The following is a 15744-nucleotide window of genomic DNA, read 5'->3' on the forward strand; positions in this document are numbered from 1 at the left end:
CGATGACGGTGCGAGCCGCTACCATCGGGAGTACCGCGCCGCACGTGCGTGGACATTCAGGCACCTCACCACGGACTCGGTGCCGCACACAGCGGTCGCAGCACCGCGCCGAACGGAAGGCCCGCCATGTCGAAGCCCATGCCCGAGAAGCCCACGGTGGACGGACTCGAAGACGTCTGGGGCCCGGTCTGGGAGCAGGACGGCACCTACCGGTTCGACCGCGACGCCGCCGGTGACCGCAGCTACGTCTACTCGATCGACACCCCGCCGCCCACCGCCTCGGGTTCGCTGCACATCGGGCACGTGTTCTCGTACACGCACACCGACCTCAAGGCCCGGTACGAGCGCATGCGCGGCAAGCACGTCTTCTACCCGATGGGCTGGGACGACAACGGCCTGCCGACCGAGCGCCGCGTGCAGAACTACTACGGCGTCCGCTGCGACCCGCAGCTCCCCTACGACGCCACGTTCGTGCCGCCCTTCGAGGGCGGGGACGGCAAGTCGTCGAAGGCCGCCGACCAGATCCCGGTGTCGCGCCGCAACTTCATCGAGCTGTGCGAGCGCCTGACCGTGCAGGACGAGCAGCAGTTCGAGCACCTCTTCCGCACGCTCGGCCTGTCGGTCGACTGGACCCAGTCGTACCGGACCATCGACGACACCTCGCGGGCGAGCGCGCAGCGCGCCTTCCTCCGCAACCTCGAGCGCGGCGAGGCCTACCAGGCCGACGCCCCGACGCTCTGGGACGTGACGTTCCGCACGGCGGTGGCCCAGGCCGAGCTCGAGGACAAGGAGATGCCCGGCGCGTACCACGGCATCGCCTTCCACCGCACCGACGGCGGCGACGACGTCGTCATCCAGACCACCCGCCCCGAGCTCCTCCCCGCGTGCGTCGCCCTCGTCGCGCACCCGGACGACGAGCGCTTCCAGGACCTCTTCGGCACCACGGTCCGCTCCCCCCTGTTCGACGTCGAGGTCCCGGTGCTCGCGCACCACCTCGCGCAGCAGGACAAGGGTGCCGGCATCGCGATGGTCTGCACGTTCGGCGACACCACCGACGTCGTCTGGTGGCGCGAACTGCAGCTGCCGAACCGCGCGATCATCGGCTTCGACGGCCGCGTGCGCTCCGACGAGCCGGCCTGGATCGAGTCCGAGGGCGGCAAGGCCCTCTACGCCGAGATGGCCGGCAAGACCGTGTTCTCGGCGAAGAAGGTCGTCGTGGACGCCCTCACCGCGTCCGGTGACCTGATCGGCGACGTGAAGACGATCACCCACCCGGTGAAGTTCTTCGAGAAGGGCGACAAGCCGCTCGAGATCGTCTCGACGCGCCAGTGGTACATCGTGAACGGCGCCCGCGACGAGGAGCTCAAGGCGACGCTCCGGCGCCGCGGCGACGAGGTCGCGTTCCACCCGGACTTCATGCGCGTTCGGTACGACAACTGGGTCGGCGGCCTGTCGGGCGACTGGCTCATCTCGCGCCAGCGCTTCTTCGGCGTGCCGCTGCCGGTCTGGTACCCGCTCGACGGTGACGGCAACCCGGTCTTCGACCAGCCGATCGTCCCGACCGAGGCCCAGCTCCCCGTCGACCCGGCGTCCGAGCCGGCCCCTGGCTACACCGAGGACCAGCGCGGCGTCGCCGGCGGGTTCCAGGGCGAGCTCGACGTGATGGACACCTGGGCCACCTCGTCGCTCACCCCGCAGCTCGCGGGCAAGTGGGAGACCGACCCGGCGCTGTACGACCTCGTGTACCCGTACGACGTCCGCCCGCAGGCGCAGGACATCATCCGCACGTGGCTCTTCACGACGGTGCTCCGCAGCCAGCTCGAAGCGGACACCGTGCCGTGGAAGCACGCGTCGATCTCCGGCTTCATCGTGGACCCCGACCGCAAGAAGATGTCGAAGTCCAAGGGCAACGTCGTCACGCCGCTGTCGATCCTCGAGCAGCACGGTGCCGACGCGGTCCGCTACTGGGCGGCTTCGTCGAAACTCGGCACCGACGCGGCGTTCGACCCGCAGAACCCGAAGCAGATCAAGGTCGGCCGCCGTCTGGCGATCAAGGTCCTGAACGCCGCGAAGTTCGTCTACGGCTTCCCGCTGCCCGAGGGCGCCACGAGCGTCACGGAGCCGCTCGACGTCGACGTGCTCGCCGAGCTCGGGTCGGTCATCGACCAGGCCACGACCGCGTTCGACGCCTTCGACCACGCCCGTGCCCTCGAGGTGATCGAGCGCTTCTTCTGGACCTTCTGCGACGACTACCTCGAGCTCGTCAAGGAGCGGGCGTACGGCACCGCGTCCGACGCGACGCACGAGACGCAGGCGAGCGCGGTCCTCGCGCTCCGCGCCGCCATCGACGCGCTGCTGCGCCTGCTCGCACCGTTCCTCCCGTTCGCGACGGAGGAGGTGTGGGCCTGGACCCACGAGACCAGCGTGCACCGCGCCTCCTGGCCGACCGCGGCCGAGCTGCCCACGCAGGCCGAGCCGACCGGACTCCTCGGCGCGGTGGGGCAGGCACTCATCGGCATCCGCGGCGCGAAGACCGCGGCGAAGGCCTCGCAGAAGACGCCCGTGACGCGTGCCGTCGTGCAGGCGCCAGCCGAGACCCGGGCGCTCATCGAGCGTGCGGCGGTCGACCTGGCGGCCGTCGGCCGCATCGAGAACCTGTCGTTCGAGGACGGCGCGGAGCTCACGGTCACCGAGATCGAGCTGGCGGAGCAGCAGGCGTAACGTCGGCACACCGGCCGGGTCGCGTCACCGACGCGGCCCGGCACACGGACTGGAGGCACGGATGCAGTTGGGCAGACGCTGGAACGTGGGTGCCGAGGCACCCGGGCAACTCCCCGAGGCGATGGTCGTCGCCGTGCGGGGCGTCGAGGCCGAGCTCGTGGACGAGTCCGTCGACACGGCGGGGTGGGGCTGGACCCTGACGTTCCTCGAGGGCAAGCCGATGGTCGCGCTCGACGACGGCACCTCGATCCACCTCGACGACGCCGGGCGTGCCCAGGTGACGAACCCGGACGACGCCGCCGAAGAGGACTGAGGGCGCGCCCGCGCGCGCCCGCGCCCCCGCGCCCGCGCATCGCTTGGTGAGCAGAAATGGTCGGGTCCCGCTGGGGAACCCGACCATTTCTGCTCACGATGCGAGCACGCGCGCTCCTTCGCGAGCCCGCCCAGCAGGATCTCGTTGCAGGCCGTGCGGAGCGCCCTCGATCTCGACGTACTCGGCGTGCGGCAGGACGGAACGGTCGTTCTCCGCCGATGTGGCCTACAGTAGAGAACGGTCGTTCCCGGCGCGGGTCGAGAACGGTGAACACGCAGCGAACGAGGTCCGCCCATGGCAGCCAGCACCCTCCCGACCGTCGACCCCGACGTCCGGGCACACATCGTCGACGTCGCCGACCAGCTCTTCTACGCCCGCGGCATCCAGGCCGTCGGCATGGACGAGATCCGCACCGGTGCCGGGGTGTCGCTGAAGAAGCTCTACGCCGCGTTCCCCGGCAAGGAGCAGCTGATCGCGGCGGTCCTCGCCGGACGCCACGACATCTGGGAACACGGGGTCCACGGTGCGGTCGACAGCGCCGCCACCGCGCGGGACAAGCTGCTCGCGGTCTACGACTTCCTCGAGTCGTGGTTCGGCGACGACACCTTCCGCGGCTGCGGCTTCATCAACGCCTTCGGGGAACTCGGGGCCACCTCCCCCGCCGTCGCCGAGATCGCGCGTGCCCACAAGGACTCGTTCCAGCGCTTCGTGCAGGACCTCGCGGCGTCGGTCGTCGCGGATCCCACCACCGCCGAGGAACTCGCCGCGCAGCTCGCGCTCCTCGCCGAGGGTGCGCAGACCACGGCCGCCATCGCCGGCTCGTCGACGCCGGCGCGGCACGCGCGGCGCGCGGCCGAGACGCTGATCGACGCCGCGACGCGCGCCTGAGACGCGACCGCCGTCGGGCGGGAGGCGCGGGTCGGGCCCGCACCGCGCCTCCCGTCCCACAGCGACCAGGGTCCGTAGGGTGGAGCGATGGCAACCCCGTTCGATGGACCGAGCACCCTTCCCTACTCCCTCCCGCCGTTCCGTGAGGTACGGCTCGAGCACCACCGCCCCGCGTTCGACGCCGGCATGGCCGAGCAGCGCACCGAGGTCGAGGCCATCGCCTCCTCCCCCGACGAGCCGACGTTCGAGAACACCCTCGTGGCGCTCGAGCGCACCGGGCAGCTGCTCGCCCGCGTCAGCCACGTGTTCTTCACCCTGTCGTCGGCGGACTCGACGCCGGAGCTGCACGACCTCGAGGCCGAGGTCTCCCCGCTCCTCGCCGCGCACCGTGACGCGATCACGCTCGACAGCCGCCTGTACGCACGGGTCGCAGCGGTCCGTGCCTCGCTCGCCGACCGGTCGGACCTCACCGACGAGGACCGTCGACTGGTGGAGCGGACGTACACCGAGATGACCCTGGCCGGCGCCGGGCTGGACGACGCGGGCAAGGAACGCCTCACCGCGATCAACCAGGAGCTCTCGACGCTCACCACGACCTTCGAGCGGAACCTGCTCGAGGACACCAACGACCTCGCCGTGCACGTGTCCGACGAGGCGGAACTGTCCGGCCTCGACGACGGCGCGAAGTCCGCCGCCGCCGCAGCCGCAGCGGACCGGGGGCTCGACGGCTGGCTCATCACGCTGCCGCTCTACACGGGGCACCCGTGGCTGGCGTCCCTGACCGACCGCGGCCTGCGCGCGCGGATCATGGAGGCGTCGCTCGTTCGTGGCCGTCGAGGCAACGAGCACGACAACCGCGACGTCCTCCTGCGCATCGTCCGGCTCCGGGCCGAGCGGGCCGAGCTCCTCGGCTTCCCGAACCACGCCGCCATGGTCACCGCCGACGAGACCGCGGGCACGCCCGAGGCCGTCGACGGACTGCTGTCGTCCCTCGTCGGCGCGGCCGCGCGCAACGCGGACGACGAACGAGCGGTCCGCGCCCGGGTGCTCGGGCACGAGGTCGAGTCGTGGGACTGGGCGTACGCGACCGAGCTCCTGCGCGGCGAGCAGTTCGCGGCGGACAGCTCGGCGCTCCGCCCGTACTTCGAGGCCGACCGGGTCCTGCACGACGGCGTCTTCCACGCGGCCGGCGAGCTGTACGGCCTCACCTTCACCGAACGTCCCGACCTGCACGGGTACAACGACGAGGTCCGGGTGTTCGAGGTGCGCGGGTCCGACGGCGAGGAGGTCGGGCTCTACCTGCTCGACCTGTACACGCGGGACGGCAAGCGCGGCGGAGCGTGGATGAACCCCGTCGTCGAGCAGTCCGCGCTGCTCGGCACGCTGCCCGTCGTCGTGAACAACCTCAACGTCGCGAAGCCCGCGGCCGGGTCGCCGACACTCCTGATCCAGGACGAGGTCGAGACGCTCTTCCACGAGTTCGGGCACGCGCTGCACGGCCTCATCGCCCGCACGACCTACCCGCGCTTCTCCGGCACCAACGTCGAGCGGGACTTCGTCGAGTTCCCGTCGCAGGTGAACGAGATGTGGATGTCGTGGCCGTCCGTCCTGGCGAACTACGCCAAGCACCACGAGACCGGGGCACCCCTGCCGCCGGAGCTCGTCCTCGGGCTGAGCGACTCCGCCGGGTTCAACGAGGGCTTCGCGACGACCGAGTACCTCGCGGCGGCGCTGCTCGACCAGGCGTGGCACCGGCTCTCGGCAGCCTCAGCCGCTGCGGTGACCTCGGTCGAGGACTTCGAGCGCCAGGCCCTCTCCGACGCGGGCATCGCCGTCGAGGCCGTGCCGCCGCGGTACTCGTCGACGTACTTCGCGCACACGTTCGCGGGCGGGTACGACGCCGGGTACTACGGGTACATCTGGTCCGAGGTGCTCGATGCCGACACGGTCGAGTGGTTCCGCGAGAACGGTGGGCTGGACCGTGCAGCCGGTCGACGCTTCGCGGAACGGCTGCTCGGCGTCGGCGGGGCGAAGGACCCGCTGGAGGCGTACCGGGACTTCCGCGGGCGTGACGCCGAGGTCGGGCCGCTGCTGCGGCGCCGCGGGCTCGAGTAGGCGACCGGGCGGTTCCGGGCGTACCGCGTCGAATCGGGCGTACCCGGTCGGAAGTTCCGTCCAGGTACGCCCGATCTCACCTTCCATCGCAGCCGTCATGGGAAGAACCAGACCTCGATCCGCGGGCCGCGGCGACCGCCCGCCCGCCGCCCGCCCACGACGAAGCCCCGCACCGATCCGGTGCGGGGCTTCGGAGCGAGCTGCGGGCTACGCGGACTTCTCGACGCGCTTCGCCCGGGGCCGCGGCACGATCGTCGGCGCGGCGTTCTCGAGCACCGACTCGCGGGTGATCACGACCCGTGCGACGTCGTCGTCGGACGGCACGTCGAACATCACCGGGCCGAGCACCTCTTCGAGGATCGCCCGGAGCCCACGAGCACCCGTCTGCCGCAGTACCGCGAGGTCGGCGATCGCCTCGAGCGCACCACGGTCGAACTCGAGCTCGACGCCGTCGATCTGGAACATCCGCTGGTACTGCTTCACGAGCGCGTTCTTCGGCTCGGTGAGGATCTGCATGAGCGCCGACTGGTCGAGCTGCGACACCGTGGTCACGACGGGGAGACGCCCGATGAACTCCGGGATGAGCCCGAACTTGTGCAGGTCTTCCGGCAGGACGTCGGCGTAGAGGTCCTGCTGGTCGAGCGGGCTGTGCAGGGGCGCACCGAAGCCGATCCCCCGCTTGCCCACGCGCGACGACACGATGTCCTCGAGCCCGGCGAACGCCCCCGCCACGATGAACAGCACGTTCGTCGTGTCGATCTGGATGAACTCCTGGTGCGGGTGCTTCCGACCGCCCTGCGGCGGGACCGAGGCGACCGTGCCCTCGAGGATCTTGAGCAGCGCCTGCTGCACGCCTTCACCGGAGACGTCGCGCGTTATCGAGGGGTTCTCGGCCTTCCGCGCGATCTTGTCGACCTCGTCGATGTAGATGATGCCGGTCTCGGCACGCTTCACGTCGTAGTCGGCTGCCTGGATGAGCTTCAGCAGGATGTTCTCGACGTCCTCGCCGACGTACCCGGCCTCGGTCAGGGCGGTGGCGTCCGCGACCGCGAAGGGGACGTTGAGCCGCTTCGCCAGGGTCTGCGCGAGGTAGGTCTTGCCGCAGCCGGTCGGCCCGATCAGCAGGATGTTCGACTTCGCGATCTCGATGTCGTCGCGGTCTTCCGCTGCGGTGATCTGCCCCTGCGCGCGGATGCGCTTGTAGTGGTTGTAGACGGCCACGGCCAGGGAGCGCTTCGCCAGGTCCTGCCCGATGACGTACTCCTGCAGGAAGTCGAAGATCTCGCGCGGCTTGGGGAGCTCGAAGTCACCGCTGGCGGTGTCCTCGCCGGCCTCGGCCAGTCGCTCCTCGATGATCTCGTTGCACAGCTCGACGCACTCGTCGCAGATGTACACGCCGGGACCGGCGATCAGCTGCTGGACCTGCTTCTGGCTCTTGCCGCAGAAGGAGCACTTGAGCAGGTCAGCGCTCTCTCCGATGCGTGCCATGTCGGTGCCCTCCCTGGTTGACCGATGCAGGTCGACGACCTGCCCGACTCGTACCGAGCCTAATCGCAACCGGTGACACCGACGGCGACGCCAGGCCGGTTTCCTCCGGCGCGTTCGCCCAGGGCGTTCGATCCTGCTAGCGTGTCCACGACTTCTCTACAAGTTGTAGAACCCGCAGTCCCGGAAGGAACCCCATGTCCAAGCGCCTCGCCGTCGTCGGCACCGCGACCCTCGGCGTCACCGCTGCGATCGTCCTCGGCACCGCGGGTGTCGCCAGCGCCCACGTCTCGGCGACGGCCACCTCGACCGCGGCGAACTCGTACACGACGACCACCTTCTCGCTCCCGCACGGCTGTGACGGCTCCCCCACGACGAAGATCACGTTCGATGTGCCGAAGTCCATCATCGAGGTCACGCCCACCGTGAACCCGAACTGGACCATCACGAAGACGACGGCGCCGTACACGAGCGCGTCGGCCGCCGCGGACGACGAGTCCGCCGAGGACGCCGGCGAACGCGTCACGAGCGTCACCTACACCGCGAAGACCCCGCTCCCCGCCGACGAGCGCGACACGTTCTCGCTGTCCTTCTCGCTGCCGGACGGCAAGGCCGGCGACCTCGTCGAGTTCCCGGCGGTGCAGACCTGCGAGAAGGGCTCGGTGAACTGGGACCAGGAGCAGAAGGCCGGCCAGGCCGAGCCGGAGCACCCGGCGCCCTCGATCACCCTGACCGCGGCCACCGCCACGGACGACGACGGCGACCCCGTCGCGGCCACCCCGACGGCGGCGGCAGCGGCCTCGACCACCCCCGCCGACCCCGACCTCGTCGGTCGGTTCCTCGGCCTCGGCGGCCTCGTCCTCGGTGCGGTCGCCCTGGTCGTCGCCGTCGCGAACACCCGCCGCCGGAGCGCCTCCAAGTGACGGACGGCGACACGTCGACGAAGCGGGGCACCTCGACGGAGTGGGACGGGTCGACGGCGCGGGACACGTCGACGAGACGGTCGCCGCGCCTCCGGCGGGTCTGGAGGCGCGGTGCCGGCATCGCCGCCACCCTCGCCGTCGTGGGCGGTGCGGTCCTCGGCCTCGCCGCCCCCGCCAGCGCGCACAACTACATGATCGCCTCGACCCCGAAGGTCGACGGCACCCTCACGGCGCTGCCGAAGGCCTTCGAGATCACGACGAACGACAAGCTGCTCGACATCGACGACACGAACTCCGGCTTCGCCTACCGGATCGTCGGTCCCGACGGGAAGTACTACGAGGACGGCTGCCTCGCCGTCGACGGCCCGTCGATGACCACGACGGCCGCGCTCGGCGCCTCGGGCGAGTACACCGTCGAGTGGCAGATCGTCTCCGCCGACGGCCACACCGTCTCCGACGAGTACCGGTTCCGGTGGGACGCCCCCGCCGGGTTCGAACCCGCGACGGGATCCGCGAAGCCGCCCGTCTGCGCCACCGCCGGCAGCACGGCGAGCACCCCCGCCGACACCACGGGCACGGCCTCCGGCAGCACCGACTCCGCTGCGTCCGACGCGCTCTGGATCGGCGCCGGCGGCATCGTCCTCGTCGGCCTCGTCGTCGCGCTCCTGCTGCTCGTGCGTCGCCGACCCGCCCCCGCGGCCGACGACGACCGCGCCGAGGACTGACGCCGACCCACCGGACCCGCACCGCGCCTCCAGGACCCGCGACCCGGACCGGTCCCGGCGACGCACGAAGGCCCCGCACCGGACGGTGCGGGGCCTTCGTGGTGCGGTGCTACTTGACGAGCGCCGGCAGGTTCTTGCGGCTCGTGAGGACCTGGTCGATCAGGCCGTACTCGAGCGCCTCCTCGGCGGACATGATCTTGTCGCGCTCGATGTCGTTGTTGACCTGCGCCGGGGTGCGGTTCGAGTGCTTCGACAGGGTCTCCTCGAGCCAGGTGCGCATGCGGAGGATCTCCGCCGCCTGGATCTCGATGTCGGAGGCCTGGCCGCCGCCCTGCTGGACCGCCGGCTGGTGGATGAGCACGCGGGCGTTCGGGAGCGCCAGACGCTTGCCGGGGGTGCCGGCAGCGAGGAGCACGGACGCCGCCGATGCAGCCTGGCCGAGGCAGACCGTCTGGATCTGCGGACGGATGTACTGCATCGTGTCGTAGATCGCCGTCATCGCGGTGAACGAGCCACCGGGCGAGTTGATGTACATCACGATGTCGCGGTCCGGGTCCATCGACTCGAGCACGAGCAGCTGGGCCATGACGTCGTCGGCCGACGCGTCGTCGACCTGGACGCCGAGGAACACGATGCGGTCCTCGAACAGCTTCGCATACGGGTCCTGCCGCTTGTAGCCGTAGGCCGTGCGCTCTTCGAAGCTCGGCAGGATGTACCGATCAGTGGGGGCCGGGACGTTCTGCGCGCCACCGAGCATGGGGAGATGCATTCTCGTTTCCTTTTCTTCGGTGGGTGGGATCAGGACTGGGCGTCGGGCTCGGCCGCGTCGGTCGGGGTCTCGCCGTCGCCGACGGTGCCACCGCCGCCGATGACCTCGGTCGACGATGCACGGAGGTGGTCGACGAAGCCGTACTCGAGGGCTTCCTGCGCCGTGAACCAGTTGTCGCGGTCGTTGTCCTTGAGGATCTGCTCGATCGACTTGCCGGTCTGCTCCGCCGTGAGCTCGGCCATCCGCTGCTTCATGTCGAGGATGACCTTCGCCTGCGTCTGGATGTCGGCGGCGGTGCCACCGAACCCACCCGACGGCTGGTGCAGGAGTACGCGCGCGTTCGGGGTGATGTAGCGCTTGCCCGGGGTGCCCGACGAGAGCAGGAACTGCCCCATCGAGGCGGCCAGGCCGATGCCCACCGTGACGATGTCGTTCGGCACGAACTGCATCGTGTCGTAGATCGCCATGCCGGCGGTGATCGAACCACCGGGCGAGTTGATGTAGAGGTAGATGTCCTTCTCAGGGTCCTCGGCGGCGAGCATCAGCAGCTTGGCTGCGATCTCGTTCGAGTTGTCGTCGCGGACCTCGGAGCCGAGCCACACGATCCGGTCTCTCAGAAGGCGGTCAAAAACACTGGGGTTCAGTGTCGCTTCGGCCATGGAAAAGCTCCCGTTCAGTTGTCGCTTGTTGTCGAACTTATCGGGTGCAACGCACCACTTCTCGTCTGTTCGCTGTCGGCAATGCGGTGGTGCCGAAATACGGGACGGGAGGCGCGGTGCCAGCTGGCACCGCGCCTCCCGTCCGTCGTTCCGGTGGCGTCGAGATCGTTACTCGGCGTCCTCCGCAGGCGTCTGCGCGACCCCCGCCGTGAAGGCGGAGAGGTCGACGTCGTCACCGTTGGTGTCCTTGACGGTCACCTTCGAGAGCACGGTCGCGACGGCCTTCGAGCGGGCGACCTCGCCGACCATGCCCGGGATCTGCCCGTTCTGGTCGATGACCTTGATGAACTCGCCCGGCTCCATGCCGTACTGCGCGGCGGCCTGGATGAGGTACTGCGTGAGTTCCTCCTGGGAGACCTGGATCTCCTCCTTCTCGGCGATCGAGTCGAGGAGGATCTGCGAGCGGAAGGCCTTCTCGCTGGACTCGGAGACCTCCTTGCGGTGCTCGTCGTCCTCGAGGCGGTTCTCCTGCTCGAGGTGACGGTGCACCTCGTCCTCGATGAGCTGCTCCGAGATCGGGATGTTGACGTCCTCGATGAGCTTCTCGACGAGCTTGTCGCGAGCCGCGGCGCCCTGACCGAAGGTCTTGGACTTCGCGATCTGCTCCTTGAGGTCCGCCTTGAGCTCGTCGATCGTGTCGAACTGGCTGGCGATCTGGGCGAACTCGTCGTCGGCCTCGGGGAGCTCGCGCTCCTTGACGGCGGTGACGGTCACGGCGATCTGGGCGGTCTCGCCCTCGCGGTCGCCACCGACGAGCTTGGACTCGAAGGTGGTGGACTCGCCGGCGGTCAGGGACTCGAGCGCCTCGTCGATGCCCTCGAGCAGGTCGCCCGAGCCGATCTCGTAGGAGACGCCGGTGGCCGAGTCGACCTCGTCGTCACCGATCGTGGCGGTGAGGTCGATCTGGGCGAAGTCGCCGGTCGTGGCCGGACGGTCGACGGTCACGAGGGTGCCGAAGCGGGTGCGCAGGTTCTGCAGCTCCTCTTCGATCTCGTCGTCGGAGACCTCGACCGCGTCGACGGTCAGCTCGTACTTGTCGTACTCCGGCAGGTCGAACTCGGGACGCACGTCCACCTCGAAGGTGAGGACGAGGTCGCCCGTGAAGTCCTTCACGTTCGGGAGCTCGGCGACGTCGGCCTCGGCGCGACCGAGGATGCGCAGCTCCTGCTCCTCCACCGCCTGGCGGTAGAAGTTGTCGATGGCGTCACCGACGGCGTGGTTCAGGACCTCGCCGCGGCCGACACGCTGGTCGACGATCGCCGGCGGGACCTTGCCCTTGCGGAAGCCGGGGATGTTGATCTGCTCGGCGATGTGCTTGTACGCGTGGTCGATGCTCGGCTTGAGATCTTCCGGCGTCACGTTCACGGTGAGCTTGACGCGGGTGTCGCTCACCTTGTCGACGGTGCTGGTGGCCAAGGGGAGTACTCCTGTTGGTTGACGTTCGTGTGGTCGGTGTTCTGGTGGACCTGGTCGGGGCGACAGGATTTGAACCTGCGACCTCCCGCTCCCAAAGCGGGCGCTCTACCAAGCTGAGCTACGCCCCGTTCGACTGGGCCAGGGGTGTCCGCTCACGCCGGCAGGCGCATGCGACGCCGATGAGTCTAGCGGTCCCCGGGTGCGCGGTTCCCGGAAGGCTCGGAGTCGTCTCCGGAGTCGTCGTGCGCGCGTCGGCGCAGGCCGGCCCGCCACCGGACGCCGACCACGACCTGGACGCCGAGCGCGGCGACCGCGAGCACGATGCCGGCGACGATGCGCCAGCCGTGCAGGAGCGCGTGCGCGGGCTGGGTCTGCGGGTCCTCGAACAGCTCCGGGCGCAGCGAGAACGCCGTCGCCGCGAGGACGACCAGCACGTACGAGAGGACCCGTGACCGCTTGATCCGCCGGGCATCCCGATCGCTCGGCGGGAGCACGACCCGGGACGGCACGGTGCGTGGTGGCATGTCGGTGCTCGTTCGTCCGCTACGATGGTCGGGCTGCGCCTGGTGCGCGGGCGCGGGGATGTAGCTCAATGGTAGAGCCCCAGTCTTCCAAACTGGCCACGCGGGTTCGATTCCCGTCATCCCCTCCACTCCTCCGGTTCTGCGGCCCGGCCCGGCCGTGTGCGCACCGTGCCGTCTCACTCGCACGGTGCCGTCTCGCTCACGCGGTGCCGGTCTGCACGCTCGGTGCGAGCTTGTAGCGCCGCACCCAGCGACCAACCCCGCACCGACTGGACAAGTTCGCACCGTGCCGGGTTCCGCGCCGGGCGCGCGCACGGGGCTGTCTTGCGCGCCCGGTGCTGGCCTTCACGCTCGGTGCGAGCTTGTGGCGCGGCACCCAGCGACCAACCCCGCACCGGTCGGACAAGTTCGCACCGTGCGGGTTCCGCGCCGGGCGCGCGCACGGTGCCGGCTCGTGCAAGCGGTGCCGGGCTGCTCGCTCGGTGCGAGCTTGTGGCGCCGCACTCAGCGGCCAACCCCGCACCGACTGGCGGAGTCCGCACGGTGCCGGGTTCCGCGCCGGGCGCGCGCACGGTGCTGTCCTGCGCACCCGGTGGCGGTCTGCACGCTCGGTGCGAGCTTGTAGCGCCGCACCGAGCGACCAACCCCGCACCGACTGGAGGAGTCCGCACGATGCACAACGAGCACGGAGCACCGGTCGACCGTAGGGACCGCAAAAAACAGTTTGCGAAGAAGTGTTTGCAAACGGGTCTTTGCGGTATACGGTCGTGCCATGACCGACGAGACCCGCATCCTCGACGTCGCCGCACTCAAGGCGTTGGCGCACCCGCTCCGGGCGCGGCTGCTCGACCTGCTCTCCCAGCAGGGCCCGTCGACCGCGACCTCGCTCGGCGCGAAGTTGGGCGAGTCGAGTGGATCGACGAGCTACCACCTCCGGCAGCTCGAGCGGCACGGGTTCGTGCACGAGCTCCCCGACCGGGGCAACGCCCGCGAACGCTGGTGGGAGCGCACCGCCGGACGCATCAGCATCGGCGACCCCGACGAGGGTCCGGCGCCCTCCCCCGCACACCAGACCGCGACGCAGCTCGCGAGCCTGGCGGTCATGGAGGCCGAGAACGACCTGGTCCGTGACTGGACCACCCGCGATCCCGAGTCCGTCCCCGCCGACTGGCGCGGCGTCTCGGGGTCGTCGACCTACGTGGCGCTCACCGCCGACGAGTACAGCGCGATGTGGCGCGAGTTCGAGGGCGTCATCGAGCGGTACCGAGCCATCCGCGGGCAGGTCGCCGATCTCCCCGAGGGCGTCCGCCGCGTGTTCGCCCAGGTCCGCAGCGTCCCGATCATCGACGAGGAGCCGACACCGTGACCACCTACCAGCCCCGCACCCTTCCGGTCCCGCCGATCTCGCCGGTCGAGGTCCTGACGAACCGGCTCGGCCTGGCGCTCGTCCGCTGGAGCCTCCGGCACGCCGAGCGCCGCGCACTCCGAGCGGTAACCGCCCGCGAACGCGCCCACCGCCGCGCGGTCGGCGGACACGCTCCGGCGATCACGAGCACGACGACCGACCTCGTCGCGGCGGAACTCCGACGGCGCTGGTGACCGGAGTGCGCGCGATGTCCGCGCACACGACGTCCGTCCGCGGGGCTCAGGGGCCGCCGAGCTCGAGGGTGAGCACGGGTTCGTCGCCCAGCTCGACTCCCGCACGCTTCCGTTCCGCCGCGCGCAACGGCACGAGGTACCCGCTGTCCTTCGGGAACAGCGAGGTCGTCCAGGTCACCGACCCGATCGTCACGCGCGCCGGGATCACACCCCAGCCGTAGGTGAGCATCGGCGCGAGCTCGTGGATGACCTCGGCGGCGTCCGGAGGCACGACCGCGTAGAAGTAGGGCGCCGGGCCGCGCCACTCGATCACCTCGCCGCTGAACTCGAGTTCCACGTCGCGATCGTACGGCGCGCCGCACGCGGACGGGTGGGGTCGGCCGCGTTCGTGACCGTTCCGGTTCATGATCCCCGGGTTCCGCGAACCAGAACGGTCAGCGCGCACGCACGAAACCTGCTCCGGCCAGCGGGCGCGCGGAACCCGCTCCGTCAACGAGGCGCGCGACGGGACGGGCGCGCCCCGCGCCTCCTGGCCGGAGCCGAGGAGACGCGGGGCGCGAGTCGCCGCACCGGACGCGACGTCAGTGGTACGTGGCGGCCTGCCCGTAGAGCACCTGCGTCATCGACGACACGTACGGCGAGACGTCACCGTCCGGCAGGTTGTACGTCATGAAGACGCCGTACCCGTCGGCCTTGGTGCGCTGCGCGAGCGAGACGGCCGTGGACTGCGGAGTGTTCTGGACGTCGACCGCGGCAGCGGACAGACGCGACTTGTCGAGCCCCGGGATCGACGGCGCCGAGTAGGTGCCGTAGTACGGGTTCCAGGCGTAGTCGAGCTTCGAGCCGATGGTGCTGCTCGACGAGGACAGCGCCGAGGACGCCGGGCCGATGTCGTAGAACGAGATGAGCTTGCCCGGCATGTCGGCACGGAGCGCGCTGATGAGCCAGCCGATCGACTGCTGGTTCGGCTGCGGGGTGCCGTTCGTGCCGTAGTCGGAGTACTCGTCGTCGAGGTCGACGCCGTCGAGCCCGTACTTCGACACGGTGGCGGAGACCTGGGCGGCGAAGTCCTCGGCGGCTGCCTGGGTCGGGAAGTTGGCGATCCCGGCTCCCTGGTGGTTGCCGAGGATCGACAGCGAGACCTTGATGCCCTTCGCCTGCAGCGGCCTGATCTGCATGGCCGCGTCGTCGAGCGTCGCCTGCACGTTCTCGTTGTTGTACAGGACGGCCTTCGAGCCGTTCCAGTTGATGTTCGCCGCGAAGATGATCGCGACGTCGAACGCGTTCGCGCCGTTCGCCAACTGGTAGCGACCGACGTTGGCGAGCTGGTCGTTGTTGACCTCGACGTAGGCGATGCTCGTCGGCCCGGACTTCGTCGGGGTGGCGTGCGGCTGCGCGCCGTGGCCGACCCCGTGGTGGGCCCCGACGCCGTGTGCGAGGCCGGTGGGCGACGGTGCGGCGGACGCTGCCGCCGGCACGAGCGGTGCGACCACCATCGCGGCGATCGCCGCCACGATCCCGAACTGCATGGACTTCTTCATGGCACT

General features: G+C 70.2%; 15 protein-coding genes and 2 tRNA genes. 9 read left to right on the forward strand and 8 right to left on the reverse strand.

The genetic code is table 11. From position 1 onward, the window contains the following. Positions 1 to 126 precede the first annotated feature (126 nt). The 4 genes from valS (at position 127) to ACQXVK_RS00520 (ending at position 6037) form a co-directional block, all read left to right on the forward strand. Positions 127 to 2721 (forward strand): valine--tRNA ligase, encoded by a 2595-nt coding sequence (gene valS / locus ACQXVK_RS00505; protein ID WP_430852333.1) that lies wholly within the window; start codon positions 127 to 129, stop codon positions 2719 to 2721. Between the two features lie 61 nt (positions 2722 to 2782). Continuing rightward, entirely contained in the window at positions 2783 to 3034 is a 252-nt protein-coding gene (locus tag ACQXVK_RS00510) for a hypothetical protein (protein WP_402264110.1), read from the forward strand. A 294-nt stretch (positions 3035 to 3328) separates the two neighbouring features. After that, entirely contained in the window at positions 3329 to 3922 is a 594-nt protein-coding gene (locus tag ACQXVK_RS00515) for a TetR/AcrR family transcriptional regulator (protein WP_430852334.1), read from the forward strand. An 87-nt stretch (positions 3923 to 4009) separates the two neighbouring features. Beyond that, positions 4010 to 6037 carry a M3 family metallopeptidase gene (locus ACQXVK_RS00520; RefSeq protein ID WP_430852335.1) on the forward strand — a complete coding sequence of 676 codons (2028 nt, stop codon included), beginning with the start codon at positions 4010 to 4012 and terminating at the stop codon, positions 6035 to 6037. Between the two features lie 207 nt (positions 6038 to 6244). Here the strand turns inward: ACQXVK_RS00520 and clpX are convergent, their stop codons facing one another. Beyond that, positions 6245 to 7525: an ATP-dependent Clp protease ATP-binding subunit ClpX gene (gene clpX / locus ACQXVK_RS00525; RefSeq protein ID WP_430852336.1), complete on the reverse strand. Its 1281-nt coding sequence runs from the start codon at positions 7523 to 7525 to the stop codon at positions 6245 to 6247. Between the two features lie 194 nt (positions 7526 to 7719). Here clpX and ACQXVK_RS00530 point away from each other — a divergent pair, with 194 nt between their 5' ends. Continuing rightward, positions 7720 to 8445 carry a YcnI family protein gene (locus ACQXVK_RS00530; RefSeq protein WP_430852337.1) on the forward strand — a complete coding sequence of 242 codons (726 nt, stop codon included), beginning with the start codon at positions 7720 to 7722 and terminating at the stop codon, positions 8443 to 8445. After that, positions 8442 to 9170, forward strand: coding sequence for a copper resistance CopC family protein (locus ACQXVK_RS00535; RefSeq protein ID WP_430852338.1), 729 nt, complete (start codon positions 8442 to 8444; stop codon positions 9168 to 9170). The genes ACQXVK_RS00530 and ACQXVK_RS00535 overlap by 4 nt, the downstream gene beginning before the upstream one ends. A 109-nt stretch (positions 9171 to 9279) precedes the next feature. Here the strand turns inward: ACQXVK_RS00535 and ACQXVK_RS00540 are convergent, their stop codons facing one another. The 5 genes from ACQXVK_RS00540 to ACQXVK_RS00560 all read right to left on the reverse strand — a co-directional run bounded on the left by ACQXVK_RS00540 (position 9280) and on the right by ACQXVK_RS00560 (position 12598). After that, the gene (locus tag ACQXVK_RS00540; RefSeq protein ID WP_092093929.1) at positions 9280 to 9939 is read right to left on the reverse strand and encodes an ATP-dependent Clp protease proteolytic subunit; all 660 of its coding nucleotides are present in this window, start codon (positions 9937 to 9939) and stop codon (positions 9280 to 9282) included. A gap of 29 nt (positions 9940 to 9968) precedes the next feature. Further along, positions 9969 to 10598, reverse strand: coding sequence for an ATP-dependent Clp protease proteolytic subunit (locus ACQXVK_RS00545; RefSeq protein ID WP_070416573.1), 630 nt, complete (start codon positions 10596 to 10598; stop codon positions 9969 to 9971). A gap of 168 nt (positions 10599 to 10766) precedes the next feature. Then, positions 10767 to 12074 (reverse strand): trigger factor, encoded by a 1308-nt coding sequence (tig, locus tag ACQXVK_RS00550; protein WP_416394940.1) that lies wholly within the window; start codon positions 12072 to 12074, stop codon positions 10767 to 10769. Between the two features lie 51 nt (positions 12075 to 12125). Further along, positions 12126 to 12202 (reverse strand) — tRNA-Pro (locus ACQXVK_RS00555). Positions 12203 to 12259: 57 nt separating this feature from the next. Continuing rightward, positions 12260 to 12598, reverse strand: coding sequence for a hypothetical protein (locus ACQXVK_RS00560; RefSeq protein WP_430852339.1), 339 nt, complete (start codon positions 12596 to 12598; stop codon positions 12260 to 12262). Between the two features lie 54 nt (positions 12599 to 12652). On the opposite strand from ACQXVK_RS00560, the gene ACQXVK_RS00565 reads away from it, so the two are divergent. The 3 genes from ACQXVK_RS00565 (at position 12653) to ACQXVK_RS00575 (ending at position 14197) form a co-directional block, all read left to right on the forward strand. Next, positions 12653 to 12726: transfer RNA gene (locus ACQXVK_RS00565), tRNA-Gly, on the forward strand. Positions 12727 to 13370: 644 nt separating this feature from the next. Further along, the gene (locus ACQXVK_RS00570) at positions 13371 to 13964 is read left to right on the forward strand and encodes an ArsR/SmtB family transcription factor (RefSeq protein WP_022907486.1); all 594 of its coding nucleotides are present in this window, start codon (positions 13371 to 13373) and stop codon (positions 13962 to 13964) included. Then, a complete protein-coding gene (locus ACQXVK_RS00575; RefSeq protein WP_022907485.1) occupies positions 13961 to 14197 on the forward strand; it encodes a hypothetical protein in 237 nt (78 codons plus the stop codon). The genes ACQXVK_RS00570 and ACQXVK_RS00575 overlap by 4 nt, the downstream gene beginning before the upstream one ends. Before the next feature lie 46 nt (positions 14198 to 14243). Here the strand turns inward: ACQXVK_RS00575 and ACQXVK_RS00580 are convergent, their stop codons facing one another. Then, positions 14244 to 14534: a DUF1905 domain-containing protein gene (locus ACQXVK_RS00580; RefSeq protein ID WP_031262738.1), complete on the reverse strand. Its 291-nt coding sequence runs from the start codon at positions 14532 to 14534 to the stop codon at positions 14244 to 14246. Between the two features lie 244 nt (positions 14535 to 14778). After that, entirely contained in the window at positions 14779 to 15738 is a 960-nt protein-coding gene (locus tag ACQXVK_RS00585) for an endo-beta-N-acetylglucosaminidase H (protein WP_430852340.1), read from the reverse strand. Between the last annotated feature and the right edge of the window lie 6 nt (positions 15739 to 15744).

Origin of the sequence: Curtobacterium sp. AB451, assembly GCF_050585845.1 — a bacterium.
In the GTDB taxonomy this organism is placed as follows: Bacteria; Actinomycetota; Actinomycetes; order Actinomycetales; family Microbacteriaceae; genus Curtobacterium.